This is a genomic window from Rhodococcus sp. KBS0724 (genome assembly GCF_005938745.2).
Classification (GTDB): domain Bacteria; phylum Actinomycetota; class Actinomycetes; order Mycobacteriales; family Mycobacteriaceae; genus Rhodococcus_F.
The window spans coordinates 1,697,874-1,711,075 of record NZ_VCBX02000001.1; the positions used below are offsets into that span (position 1 = coordinate 1,697,874).

At 62.0% G+C, this 13,202-nt stretch carries 12 protein-coding genes; 5 read left to right on the forward strand and 7 right to left on the reverse strand.

Annotated elements, in window-relative coordinates; genetic code table 11:
• Positions 1 to 3 precede the first annotated feature (3 nt).
• Positions 4 to 672, reverse strand: coding sequence for a hemolysin III family protein (locus tag FFI94_RS07910; RefSeq protein ID WP_138872484.1), 669 nt, complete (start codon positions 670 to 672; stop codon positions 4 to 6).
• A 163-nt stretch (positions 673 to 835) separates the two neighbouring features.
• Here FFI94_RS07910 and FFI94_RS07915 point away from each other — a divergent pair, with 163 nt between their 5' ends.
• Positions 836 to 1,603 carry an isoprenyl transferase gene (locus tag FFI94_RS07915; protein ID WP_138872485.1) on the forward strand — a complete coding sequence of 256 codons (768 nt, stop codon included), beginning with the start codon at positions 836 to 838 and terminating at the stop codon, positions 1,601 to 1,603.
• Between the two features lie 6 nt (positions 1,604 to 1,609).
• Here the strand turns inward: FFI94_RS07915 and coaA are convergent, their stop codons facing one another.
• Complete coding sequence (gene coaA / locus FFI94_RS07920; protein ID WP_138872486.1) at positions 1,610 to 2,542, reverse strand: type I pantothenate kinase; 933 nt, start codon at positions 2,540 to 2,542, stop codon at positions 1,610 to 1,612.
• Positions 2,543 to 2,714: 172 nt separating this feature from the next.
• Between coaA and FFI94_RS07925 the strand changes: the two genes are divergently transcribed.
• The 4 genes from FFI94_RS07925 (at position 2,715) to FFI94_RS07940 (ending at position 8,025) form a co-directional block, all read left to right on the forward strand.
• Complete coding sequence (locus FFI94_RS07925; RefSeq protein WP_260683940.1) at positions 2,715 to 3,986, forward strand: DUF885 domain-containing protein; 1,272 nt, start codon at positions 2,715 to 2,717, stop codon at positions 3,984 to 3,986.
• Positions 3,983 to 5,290 (forward strand): serine hydroxymethyltransferase, encoded by a 1,308-nt coding sequence (gene glyA / locus FFI94_RS07930; RefSeq protein ID WP_138872487.1) that lies wholly within the window; start codon positions 3,983 to 3,985, stop codon positions 5,288 to 5,290. Before FFI94_RS07925 ends, glyA begins: the two co-directional genes overlap by 4 nt.
• Positions 5,291 to 5,366: 76 nt before the next feature.
• Positions 5,367 to 6,326, forward strand: a complete 960-nt coding sequence (locus tag FFI94_RS07935; RefSeq protein WP_138872488.1) for a patatin-like phospholipase family protein — start codon at positions 5,367 to 5,369, stop codon at positions 6,324 to 6,326.
• A 319-nt stretch (positions 6,327 to 6,645) separates the two neighbouring features.
• Positions 6,646 to 8,025, forward strand: coding sequence for a PhoH family protein (locus FFI94_RS07940; RefSeq protein ID WP_185993156.1), 1,380 nt, complete (start codon positions 6,646 to 6,648; stop codon positions 8,023 to 8,025).
• Positions 8,026 to 8,069: 44 nt separating this feature from the next.
• Here the strand turns inward: FFI94_RS07940 and FFI94_RS07945 are convergent, their stop codons facing one another.
• The 5 genes from FFI94_RS07945 to FFI94_RS07965 form a co-directional block, all read right to left on the reverse strand.
• Positions 8,070 to 8,474, reverse strand: a complete 405-nt coding sequence (locus tag FFI94_RS07945) for a carboxymuconolactone decarboxylase family protein (protein WP_138872489.1) — start codon at positions 8,472 to 8,474, stop codon at positions 8,070 to 8,072.
• Positions 8,475 to 8,504: 30 nt separating this feature from the next.
• Positions 8,505 to 8,933, reverse strand: a complete 429-nt coding sequence (locus FFI94_RS07950) for a limonene-1,2-epoxide hydrolase family protein (RefSeq protein WP_138872490.1) — start codon at positions 8,931 to 8,933, stop codon at positions 8,505 to 8,507.
• 13 nt (positions 8,934 to 8,946) lie between these two features.
• Entirely contained in the window at positions 8,947 to 10,557 is a 1,611-nt protein-coding gene (locus tag FFI94_RS07955) for a serine hydrolase (RefSeq protein ID WP_138872491.1), read from the reverse strand.
• An 88-nt stretch (positions 10,558 to 10,645) separates the two neighbouring features.
• A complete protein-coding gene (locus FFI94_RS07960) occupies positions 10,646 to 12,217 on the reverse strand; it encodes an MFS transporter (RefSeq protein ID WP_138873666.1) in 1,572 nt (523 codons plus the stop codon).
• A gap of 97 nt (positions 12,218 to 12,314) precedes the next feature.
• Positions 12,315 to 12,980 carry a TetR/AcrR family transcriptional regulator gene (locus tag FFI94_RS07965; RefSeq protein ID WP_260683942.1) on the reverse strand — a complete coding sequence of 222 codons (666 nt, stop codon included), beginning with the start codon at positions 12,978 to 12,980 and terminating at the stop codon, positions 12,315 to 12,317.
• Positions 12,981 to 13,202: the final 222 nt, after the last annotated feature.

The following is a 13,202-nucleotide window of genomic DNA, read 5'->3' on the forward strand; positions in this document are numbered from 1 at the left end:
GCGTCAGTTGAAGACGACGAGCCAGACGGCGATGTAGTGGCAGATAGCCGCGACGACCGTTGCGGCGTGGAAGAACTCGTGATGCCCGAACGTCGTGGGCCACGGGTTCGGCCATTTGGTGGCGTAGAGAATTGCCCCGACGCTGTAGAGGATTCCGCCGATGAGGAGCAGCACCATGGGTGCCACTCCTACCTGATGGGTCAGCTCGCCCACGACGGGCACGATGGCCCATCCCAGAATTAGGTACAGCGGCACGCCCACCCATTTCGGGGCTGTCGGCCACAGCATCTTGAGTGCGACGCCGGCCAATGCTCCGGCCCAGACGACCGCAAGCACGATAGTGCCGGTTTCACTGGGCAAGCCCAGCATCGCAAACGGTGTGTAGCTGCCGGCGATGAACAGGAAGATCATCGAATGGTCGGCTCGCTTCATCCAGATGCGAGCGTCGACGGTCTTCCAGTGGATGCGGTGGTAGGTCGCGCTGATGCCGAAGAGGCCGCAGATGGTGACGCTGTAGATCGCGGTGGCCAAGGCTGCCTTGGCGCCGACTTGAGCGCCGGCCACGGAGACGAGAACGATACCCGCGACGACCGAGACGCAGAGTGCCCACAGATGGATCCATCCGCGCATGCGTGGTTTGACCGGAAGTGCGTCCAACTCGATTGCTGTCATCCGTTGTCTCCTCTCGGCAACTCCACCAGAACCTACGACACCGTAGGTTACGTGTCAGTAGCATAACCTACCTGCGGCTTTTCGACGCGCTTGTAAAGCGTGACGGCGCTCGCAGGTGGGGCCAAGGTCCCGGCGTAGTCTTTGTCACCATGGTGATGTCACGGTGAAGGTGCGCGGACTGCTGTACAGCATCTACGAACGACGGCTCTTGAAGCATTTGGATGGACTCACCCATCCGAGGCATGTCGCGGTGATGTGTGACGGCAATCGGCGCTGGGCGCGCGAGAACGGTTTCACGGACGTCAGTCACGGGCACCGGATGGGCGCACTCAAGATTTCCGAGCTACTCGACTGGTGCGATGCCGCCGGAATCGAGATGGCCACGATCTATCTACTTTCCACCGAGAATCTGCGCCGCGACCCCGAGGAGTTGGACACTCTCCTCGAAATCATCACGGATGTGGTCGAGGAAATTTCCGGGCCGAGTAAGAACTGGAGCGTGCAGATCGTCGGCGCTCTGGATCTGCTCCCGGCCGAACAGTCACGGCGCCTTCGTCAGGCTGCGGACGGAACCGACGGCCGCACCGGCACTCACGTCAACATCGCGATCGGATACGGCGGTCGCCAGGAGATCGCCGACGCGGTCCAGTCGCTGTTGAGTGAGAAGCTCAGCGAGGGACTCAGCGGCGACGACCTGGTTCAGGCGATCACCGTCGACGGCATCGACAGCCACCTCTACACGTCGGGTCAGCCCGATCCCGACCTGGTGATCCGCACGTCGGGGGAGCAGCGACTCTCTGGATTCCTGTTGTGGCAGAGCGCCTATTCGGAGATTTGGTTCACCGAGGCGTATTGGCCCGAGTTCCGCCGGGTCGACTTCCTCCGCGCACTGCGTGACTACGCCGCCAGGCACCGCAGGTTTGGTGTCTGAGCAGTATCAGAGCTTGCGCAGGCGAAGTCGATTGATCGTGTGATCGGAATCCTTGCGCAACACCAGCGTTGCTCGCGGACGGGTGGGGAGGATGTTCTCCACCAGGTTCGGAAGGTTGATCGAATTCCAGATGTCCTTGGCCGCACTGGTCGCGTCACGGTCCGACAATCCCGAGTAGTGGTGAAAATGAGCGCTCGGGTCGGCAAACGCCGTCTTCCGTAGCGCCAGGAATCGTTCGATGTACCAGGCTTCGATGTCCTCGATCCGGGCGTCGACGTAAATCGAGAAGTCGAACAGATCCGAGACCATCAGACGGGGCCCCGTCTGCAGCACGTTGAGGCCCTCGATGATGAGGATATCCGGCTGGCGGATCAGGTGGAACTGACCGGGGATGACGTCGTACAAAGTATGTGAATAGACCGGTGCCGCTACCTCTTCGGCACCCGACTTCACTTCGGTCACGAATCGCAGGAGCTTGCGGCGATCGTAGCTTTCGGGAAAACCCTTGCGGTGCATGATGCCCCGACGGTCCAGTTCCTTGGTGGAGTACAGGAAGCCGTCGGTCGTCACGAGATCGACGCGGGGGTGGTGGTCCCAGCGAGCCAGGAGTGCTTGCAGCACACGGGCGGTCGTGGATTTACCGACAGCCACCGAACCGGCCACGCCGATTACGAAGGGAACTTGTCGATCGGGATGTTTCTCACCGAGGAACGTCGCGGTAGCGGCAAACAGGCGCTGGCGTGCTGCAACCTGCAGGTGGATAAGTCGAGCCAGCGGGAGATAGACCTCGGCAACTTCCTCGAGGTCGATCTGCTCACCGAGGCCACGGAGGCCGTACAGTTCGTCCTCCGTCAGGACCAGGGGAGTCGACTTACGCAGTGTGCGCCACTGCTTGCGATCGAACTCGACATACGGGCTGGATTCGCCGGCGCGTGCCATCAGCCCAGCTCACCGGCGCCGAGGAACTGCGATGCCGTGGGTACGGGCGAAGCGTGCGAGCAAGCCAGGCGCGAGTGCGCACGATCCAAGTGCATATCCGAATTGTGCTTGGTGCCACGTAAGGAGTTGTCGTCGGGTCGCATTCCGGGCGCGGGCGCTAGGCTTGTGCCTTATGGATCCAGACTCGCTCGTTCGCCGATATCTGCTGCTGGGACTAGGTTTCGATCGACTCGAGGAAGGGTTTGTCGACGCGTTCACCGGCGATCCCGCTCTGCGTCGGCACGTAGAGAATGCACCGAAGCCGGACCCGCTCGTACTCGCCCGCACCGCTCGCGAACTCCGTGCCGAATTACCGGCAAGTGGTCTGAACGCCGAGCGGGCTCACTTCATCGACGTGCATCTCCGTGCTCTCGAATGCTCCGGACGCAAGTTCGCCGGCGAGGAAATCGGGTTTGTCGACGAGGTCGAGGCCTACTTCGACGTCCGGATTTCCAAGGGAAACGAAGATGAATACGCCGATGCGCATCGCCTGATGGGTGAAGTGCTACCTGGCCCGGGAACGCTGGCGGAGCGCGTGCAAGCGCATCGCAAGGACGACGAGATTCCCGCTGCCAAACTGGCCGAGTGCGTCGACGCGATGTCAAGCGCCCTGCGTGATCTGGTGCGCGGCACGTTCCCGTTGCCTGCTTCGGAAACCGTCGAATACGAAGTGGTGGGCGACAAGCCGTGGTCCGGGTTCAACTATTACCTCGGTGACTATCGCTCCAAAGTGGCGATCAATTCCGATCTTCCGCAGTTCATGGCCAACCTGCCGAGACTGATTGCTCACGAGTCGTATCCCGGTCATCACACCGAGCACTGCCGTAAGGAAGCCGGATTGGTGGGCGCCGGGCAGCTCGAGCAGACGCTCTTCCTGGTGAACACGCCGCAGTGCCTCATGGCGGAAGGCCTGGCGGATCTCGCGCTCGAAGCGATAGTCGGCCGCGACTGGGGCCTGTGGGCGCAGGAGATCTACGCCGATCTGGGGCTGGCGTTCGACGGCGAGAAGGCGCAGCGGCTGTCGGCGGCGTCCGGTCAGTTGATCAGCGTCCGGCAAGATGCCGCGCTGATGCTGCACGACGAGGGACGCAGCCACGACGACGTTGCCGGATTCCTCGAACGGTGGTCACTGTCGACACCGGAGCGGGCGCGGCAGTCGCTACGATTCCTGTCCTCGCCGCTCTGGCGGGCATACACCAGCACCTACGTCGAGGGATATCGGTTGCTCGGCGGGTGGCTCGATCAGGCTGCAACGCCGTCCGACCGCACCGACCGATTCCGGCGTCTGCTGGACGAACCGCTTGTACCGAGCTCACTGCGTTCGGCACCGGGTGGAGATGGCGGGAGCGAACTTCGTAGACTGGACGCATTCGATTCCGCATCCACCTTGGAGATTCCTCGATGACCGCTGTGCCTGGCTCCGACGTCAACTCTGCACCACTCGCCGAACTCGACCCCGAGGTCGCCGAAGCGATGGCGGGTGAATTGGCTCGTCAGCGCGACACTCTCGAGATGATCGCGTCGGAGAACTTCGTCCCACGCTCGGTTCTGCAGGCTCAGGGCAGCGTCCTGACCAACAAGTATGCCGAGGGATACCCGGGACGCCGTTACTACGGCGGCTGCGAGAACGTCGACATCATCGAGGACCTCGCGCGTAACCGCGCCAAGGAACTGTTCGGCGCCGAGTTCGCCAACGTGCAGCCGCACTCCGGCGCACAGGCAAACGCAGCCGTTCTGATGGCACTGATGAACCCGGGTGAGAAGCTGCTCGGCCTCGACCTCGCTCACGGCGGTCACCTCACGCACGGCATGAAGCTCAACTTCTCGGGCAAGTTGTACGACGTCGCGTCCTACGGCGTCAGCAAGGAAGATCATCGCATCGACATGGACGAGGTGCGTTCCATCGCCCTCGCCGAGAAGCCGAAGGTCATCGTCGCCGGTTGGTCCGCCTACCCGCGTCAGCAGGACTTCGCTGCCTTCCGCGCCATCGCCGACGAGGTCGGTGCGTACCTGTGGGTCGACATGGCGCACTTCGCCGGTCTGGTTGCCGCTGGTCTGCATCCGTCGCCCGTTCCGTACGCAGACGTCGTGTCCTCGACCGTCCACAAGACCCTCGGTGGCCCGCGCTCCGGTCTGATCCTGGCGAAGAAGGAATGGGCCAAGAAGCTCAACTCCGCTGTCTTCCCCGGCCAGCAGGGTGGACCGCTCATGCACGCCATCGCAGCCAAGGCCGTCACCTTCAAGATCGCTGCCGGTGAAGAGTTCAAGGACCGTCAGGCACGCACCCTCTCCGGTGCACGCATCCTCGCCGAGCGTCTGGGCAACAAGGACGTCGCAGATCAGGGCATCAGCGTTCTGACCGGCGGCACCGACGTCCACCTCGTTCTCGTGGACCTGCGCAACTCGAAGCTCGACGGCCAGCAGGGTGAGGATCTTCTGCACGAGGTCGGCATCACCGTCAACCGCAACGCAGTTCCGTTCGACCCGCGCCCGCCGATGACCACCTCCGGTCTGCGTATCGGTACCGCAGCCCTGGCCACCCGCGGATTCGGCGACGCCGAGTTCACCGAGGTCGCCGACATCATCGGTACCGCCCTGGCCGGCAATGCCGATCTGGTTGCCCTGCGCGCCCGCGTCGCCAAGCTCGCTCTCGACGTTCCGTTGTACGACGGACTCGAGGACTGGGGCCTGCTCAGCAAGAACGTCTAAGCATTCCTTCACTGACGGCCCGGTACCCGTTGCGGTGCCGGGCTGTCGGCGTTCCTGCGGCGCCTACGATGGTCGGATGGCGCAGTCTCGGACAGTTGCATTGGCACTCGGTTCCGGTGGCGCCCGCGGCTACGCGCACATCGGTGTCATCCAAGTGCTCGAGGAGCGTGGCTACTCGATAGTCGGGGTGGCAGGTTCGTCGATGGGCGCGTTGATCGGTGGGTTGTATGCAGCCGGAAAGCTCGATGAATTCACCGAGTGGGCCATGACGCTGAAGGCTCGCGACGTTGTTCGATTGCTCGACGTATCCATGTCGGCGCCAGGGGCTATCCACGCGGAGAAGGTGCTGGGGCGGGTACGAGAGATCCTGGGTGAGACGCATATCGAGGACATGCGCATCCCCTTCACCGCCGTTGCCACCGATCTGGCCGCGGGTAGGTCGGTGTGGTTTCAGCACGGGCCCGTCGACGCAGCGATCCGTGCCTCTATTGCGATCCCCGGCGTCATCACACCACTGGTTCTGAACGGCCGGGTGCTGGTGGACGGCGGCATCCTCGATCCGCTTCCCGTCGCGCCGACGCTGTCGATTCGCGCAGACCTGACGATCGGTGTCAGCTTGGGTGCGGAGGCACGAGAAAGTCGAACGCCCGCCCGAGTGGGAACGGAACCACGTCCCGTCGACGAGTGGGTGGGCCGATTCAAACGGGGCACCGCGCAGTTTCTCGACCGCGAGACGGTGAAGTCCGTGGTGTCTCGATTCGGTGGGCACTCGACGGGCATCGGTTTGGACGAGGTGAGCCTGGACGAGGCGGGCCCTGACATTGCTCCGAAGATCGGGCGCTTGGAGATCATGGGGCGATCACTCGAGGTTGTGCAGTCTGCGCTGGCCAGGTACCAGCTCGCCGTGTATCCGCCGGACATCCTTATCCAGGTGCCCCGCAAATCGGCACGGAGTCTCGACTTTGCGCGAGCCACCGAGATGATCGCGATCGGCCGGGCGCTGACCGAGTCCGCGCTTGATGCCGAGGTTTTCTGAGCGCACGAGTCGACGCTGTTGGCGGCGTCGAAAAAGTACCTCTGGGGTCGTAAATGACACGAGTGGCATTTTGTAACCTGGCGTTCACGCATTGTGCGTCCGATTTCGTGGCGGGATGGACCGAAGCACAGTACCGTCGGCAGTATCGAGTAGCGCAGAAGTTACTTGTGCGGGAGGTTCTGATCGTGACTGAAAAACTCAGTTCGAGGGGGCCGGCGCCCGGCCCTTGTTTCAGCTGACACAGCGTCACCTGACACCAGAGCCGACCGGTCCAGCGAGAACGAGTTTGTGCGGCGTAGCGCAGACCTAGGAGCCCACCGTGACTGCATCACGCTCCGTTTCTGCCCACTCGGTTCCGGGCAGTATTTCAGCCGGCAAATCAGCCGGGAGTCATTCGGTAGATGCACTTCGCACGTACGTCCTGGATACTTCGGTCTTACTGTCCGATCCGTGGGCTGTCACAAGATTCGCCGAGCACAACGTGATCCTTCCCTTGATCGTGGTCAGTGAACTCGAAGGTAAAAGGCATCATCCCGAACTGGGATGGTTTGCCCGAGAAGCACTCCGCATGCTCGACGATCTGCGTATCGAGTTCGGTCGCCTCGACCGGCCGGTACCGATCGGAACTGAGAACGGCACGCTGCAGGTAGAACTCAATCACACCGACCCTGCGGTCCTTCCAGTCGGATTCCGCACGGACAGTAACGATTCGAGAATTCTTGCCTGCGCGCTCAATCTTGCAGCCGAGGGCAGGGATGTAGTTCTTGTCAGCAAGGACACTCCGCTGCGAGTCAAAGCGGGAGCCGTTGGCCTGCCCGCTGACGAATACCATGCTCATGACGTCGTGCCCTCCGGGTGGACCGGCATGACTGAGTGTGATGTCGCGTCGACGGATATCGACGAGCTGTTCTCCGAGGGCTTCCTCGATCTCGAGGAGGGGCGAGACCTTCCCTGTCACACCGGGGTTCGGTTGCTCGGCGGTTCGTCGAGTGCCTTGGGGAGGGTGACACCCGACAAGCGGATTCAGCTTGTTCGCGGCGAGCGCGAAGCATTCGGTCTGCACGGCCGCAGTGCCGAGCAGCGGATCGCACTGGAGTTGTTGATGGACGAAAGTATCGGAATCGTTTCTCTCGGCGGCAAAGCGGGCACCGGAAAGTCGGCGCTGGCGTTGACCGCGGGGCTCGAAGCGGTGCTGGAGCGTCGAAGTCAACGCAAGGTTGTAGTGTTCCGGCCACTGTATGCCGTTGGCGGACAGGAGCTTGGATATCTCCCGGGCAGTGAGAGTGAGAAGATGGGCCCGTGGGCTCAGGCAGTCTTCGACACGCTCGACGGATTGGCGTCACCGGAAGTTCTCGAAGAAGTGCAGGCCAGAGGGATGCTGGAAGTATTGCCGCTCACACATATTCGTGGACGTTCGTTGCACGATTCGTTCGTGATCGTCGACGAGGCGCAGTCCCTCGAACGAAATGTGTTGCTGACGGTGCTTTCTCGACTCGGAACCGGATCTCGAGTGGTGTTGACGCACGATGTTGCGCAGCGCGACAACCTGCGAGTGGGCCGCCACGACGGTGTGGCCGCCGTGATCGAAAAGCTCAAGGGGCATCCACTGTTCGCGCACATCACGCTCACGCGAAGCGAGCGTTCGCCGATCGCCGAATTGGTTACCGAAATGTTGGAGGAGTTCGGACCGACTCCCTGAGAATTGTTCTCCCCGTGCGGCACTCGTGCCGCGCGGGGAGAAGCTCAGTTCTCCAGCGGTCCCAATTCTGCGTTGAGGACTTCCTGGACCACGCGCATCGCGGCGAGTCCGGCCGGGGCGCCGCAGTACGCGCTGGCATGTATCACGGTTTCGACGATCTCGGTGCGCGTCAAGCCATTTCGCAACGCGCCGCGGACGTGGCCTTTCAGTTCGTTCTCCGCGCGCAGGGCGATCAGCATTCCCAGATTGATCAGGCTGCGGCTGCGTCGATCGAGACCGGGACGCGTCCAGACCGATCCCCAGACGTTGGCCGTCACGAAGTTCTGCAATTCTTCGCCGTCGGTTCCTCGCGTGCGCTCGAACGCTGCGTCGACAAAATCGGCGCCCATGACTTCTGTCCGCACGGCCAGTCCGGCGTCGAAGGAATCGGATGTGTTGTTTTCGGTCATCGGGCGATTGCTCTCTTCCGGCAGGTGTTGTCAGGCCGGAGCCAGCCTACTGCGAGAGCCCAGGCCCAACACTGCCTGCCCGATTGCGGTCACCACACCCCACGCAACGTCGCGCAGCGAGAAGTAGTCCCGCCATACGGCGATCTTGCCGTCGCGTAATTCGAAGGTTCCACACACCCAGAACTCGATGCGCAGTGGCCCGACGGTCAGGATGTCGGTGCGTTCGGTGAGGACGGTGAACTCGTCGCCGACGATGTGGTGCATGTCGGCCTCGAACTTGAGCGACGGCTTCGTGACCATCCGAAGCGCTCGGACCACGGTCTTTCTCCCGCGCAGCGTCGGTAGTGAGACGTTCTGCCAGATGATGTCCTCGGTCATCAACTCGGCTGCGCCATCCACATCGAAATCGGTGAGGGCGCGGAACATCTTTCGAACTGTCGTGACCGAATCAGTGTTCATCTCGATCCCCTGTTCATCGCGGTGCTCTGACAAATGTGCCAAAACCGTCGCTGTCGAAGTATTCCAAGGTTAGCGAGTTTCCGTCGAAAATGGCTCGAGAAATGGTTCCGATCGGTGCGTTCTCGGTGGCAAGGGCAAAGGTGAAGGTGTTGCCGTCCCAGTGGGTCAACGGATATGTGGTCCGCGCTGGTCCCATGGTCAATGTCAGCCCGCCGTTGAGCTCGGTGACTTCCGCGCCGCCCCAGTACGGATTGTCGTAGGTCCCTGCCAGCGCCTCGAGGGGCGCAGACGGTGCCGGATTGGCGGGTGGGCTCTGACCGGCCAGCTCGCCTTCTGGTTCCAGCTGCGCGGAGAGCATCGCCTTGTACGGTGTGCGCCAGTCGCGAGTGATCTCGCCGAATTGAACGAGGTCCGCAAATTCGGCCGTCAGCGTCTCGGGAACTCCGGTAGGGCTGCCGTTGGTCAGGGCGATGATCCCGACATCCGCCGACGGAATCATCAGCATGTGGGTGGCAGCACCGAGAATGAACGCTCCGGAGTGTCCGAGGGTGACGCGTCCGGTCGAACTGTCGGACACGTTGAAGCCGAAACCGTAGAAGCCTGCGCGCTCACCGAGTTCAGCGGGATGACGAGAGACGATCTCCGGGCTGACCGCCGGAACCAAGGCTTCCGTTTCGACGACCTGCTTGCCGCCCGACTCACCGCCGCCGAGGACCATGTCCATCCACTTCGCCATATCGTTCACCGACGACGTCACGCCCCCAGCGGGCGATTGAGCATCCGGCTGGCGTACGACGCCGGCCGTGTATTCACCGTCATGCAATTGGTGGCCGACGGCGCGGTTCGCGCGAGCTTGATAGTCGGCAAAGCTCGACGACGTCGATGTCATCCCCAGCGGTCCGTAGATGGTGTTCTGGGACAGCGATTCCCAGCTTGTACCGGCCGCGGCCGCGACAGCCTCGGCACCCACGGTGACTCCGAAGTTCGTGTATTCGTAGGTGACCCGGAACGGTTCGAGGGGGAGTTGGCGAAGCTTGTCGAGTATTTGCGCCCGGTCGTAACCGATATCCTCGAGCGCGTCACCGGCATGGTCGGGCAGCCCGGATCTGTGCGCGTAGAGATCGGAAATCATCAGGTGATCCGTCACCCACGGATCACTCAACGCGAAGTTCGGCAGTTCGGACTTCACGAGCGTGTCCCACTCGACCGTTCCGACACCCACCTCGTGGGCGACAACCGTAGCACCGACCGGCTTGGACAGTGATGCGAGCTGGAAGACGGTATCGGCGTCGACGGGAGCGTCCTTGCCTTGCTCTCGGATGCCAAAGCCCTTGGCGTACACGGTCTTGCCGCCATGGACGACGGCGATTGCCATGCCGGGTACGCCGGAACTCTCCATGAGTTCCTGTGCCAAGCCATCGAGTTTTCCGACGGCTGAGTCGATCTGACCGTCGGGGATCGGGACGCCGACATCGAGACCGGGATTCGTATCGTTGATCTGTGGGCCAGGCGCCGGCTCGTTCGGCGAGTTGTCCGACGCGCACCCCGCGAGCAAGGTAACCGTCAGTGCGACAGAAACCGTCGCAGCGGACAGTCGTGAGCCGCTTCTACCGGTGATGGACACGCAGATCTCCCTCATGGGGCTGTCGTCGGTACCGCCGTCAGTCCAGTATCGGGGAATCCGGTCTGGGTATCAGGACAAATCGGAAACTCTATTTTGGTGTCTTGGGCGCCAAACTGCTCAGGATCGATCCGTCGGTGGTGGGTTTCCAGGGGAGGAACAACGCCACCAGCAGGGCAGTGACCAACGCCGCGCCAACCGTGAAGTACGACGCGATGGCGAATCCGTCCAGGCACGCGGTCTTCATCGTGAGGATCAGACTTTCCTTCTGCTGCTCGAAGAGCGGGCTGATGTCGCGGGAGCGAATCTCGATGACGCTGAGCACAGACTCGCGTGCGAAGCCCTTCTCCTGGGCGGACATCACGGCGTCGGGGATTGCGTCGACTATCGGGGCCACCTTGGATGTGTAATACGAGGCAACGATCGAACCGATCACTGCGACGCCCAGGGTTCCACCCAGTTCACGAGTGGTGTCGTTGACGGCCGAGCCGGCGCCGGCTTCGTCGAGAGGAACCGAAGACATGATGGAGTCGGTCGCGGGGCCCTGGACGATCGCGAGGCCGAGGCCCATGAGCACCATCGAGATTACGACGGGCCCGAGATAGGGGGTGTCGACGGTCGTCTGGCCTGCCAGGAACATTCCGCCGCTGAGGACGAGGAGGCCGAACACCATCACTGCGGTCGTACCGAGTTTCTGTGCCGCCAAGGTGGCGACTGGTGCGCCGACGGCAACGGCGGCAGCGAAAGGCAAAGAGTGGATGCCGAATTCAAGCGGGGAATACTCGCGAACTCCCTGGAAGTACTGCGTGATCAAGAACAAGAATCCGAACATGCTGAAGTAGCTGACGGCAATGGCCAAGGCGGGGAACGAAAAACGCCGGATCCGGAAGAGATTCATATTGAGGATCGGTGAATCGGTACGCAGTTCCCACACTACGAAAGCGGCCAACAGCACTGTCGCAGAAAGGTATCCCGTGATGCTCAACGTCGATACCCATCCGCGATGCGGCGCGTCGATGATGGTCCACACCAGAATGACGATGCCGAGAAGCGAGAGAATTGTTCCGACGAAGTCGAATCGGCCGACGTGGAACGCCTTCGACTCCGGAACAACCAGCAGCACGCCGACGATGACCAACAAAGCGGCTGGAACGTTCATCCAGAACACCGAGTGCCAGGAGAAGTGCTCGAGCAGCCAACCGCCTGCCGTCGGTCCGATGGCAATCGCAAAGCCGGCCATTGCGGTCCAGGCCGCGATGGCAATCGCTCGTTCTTTGGCGTCGGTGAAGATGTTCGTGATCATGGCCAAAGTAGCCGGAAAGACCGCTGCGGCAAAGACACCCATAGCGGCTCGCGCCATGATTACCTGTTCGAGGTTGGAAGCCAAGGCGCCGACGAGCGACATCGCACCGACGCCGATCAAGCCGATAATCATCACTCGGCGGCGTCCGAAGCGGTCACCCAGGTGGCCGAAAGTGAGTAGGAACCCGGCGAAGGTCAACGTGTACGCGTCGACGATCCATTGCAGGTCGCTGACGCCGGCGAACAGGTCGACGCTCATCGTCGGCAGCGCGACGTTGACCACCGTGTTGTCCAGCACGACAAGGAGTTCGGCGAGGCAGATGAAGATCAGTGCGGTGAATCGGCGGGATTTTGTCATCATGGGCGCCGAGAGCGCCGGTGCAAGTGTATGAGACATGTTTGTACGCCATCTCTGCTCCTGCGCGAACGGCAGCAGCGATTGGAAGTAGAGGGGTCGGTCAGCTCGGGGCTGAGACCAGAGCCTTGAGGTGAGCGCCGATGCGATCGAGAGGCGCGGTGGTGTGCTGAGCTTTTGCCATCAGGGTCGCGCCTTCGATCGACGCGATGACGACGGTTGCACACTGTGCTGCAGTCTCGGACGGGTGTCCCTGCTGCCAGAAGAACGACGTGAGAAGCGATTCCCACGAGGTGAAGGATTCTCCCGCGGCAACCAGTGCCGCCGGCGTCGACGCGCCCTCCACCGCCGCGGCTGCAACCGGACAGGAGGAGGCGAAATCGCTCTCTACCAAGCTGTTTCGAAAAATGGTGACAACCGCGTCGATGATCTCCGGTGGGGAAGACTGCGCGATCATCGAACTGATGGCTGCGCTGACTCCCCGGCCGAAGTACGCGACGGCTTCGCCGGCCAATTGTCCCTTACCCTCGGGGAAGTAGTGGTACACCGACCCGCGGGGTGCTCCGGACCGTTCGACGATCTCGCTGAGTGAAGTGGTGGCGATCCCGTGTTCGCGGAAGGCGTTGATGGCGCCGACCAGCATCAGAGTGCGGGAATCGGAGTCGGCCATCCCGCCATCGTATGCAATCGCGGCGCTGCTCGATTCCTTCGGTGCGCCCCACTTGCGGCGCGCTGCGGCGATCGGACACCGCGTTTGTGGGCTGGTCATGAGGATGAGGCGTCTTGAGGTGGGTTCATCTCTGCCTCCCGGTATGTCGATCGGTATAGGAACGAACCTGAGACTAGATGTAACTCGTAGATACAGTCAAGTGTTGCATGCAGGTAGTGTGCAGTAGCTGATGTTCTTAGTGGTAAATCTCCGCGATCAGTGGTTATATCGTGCGATATAGAGATTGAGTTGACCGAGATCGAGACAGTGGGCCGGCGGACC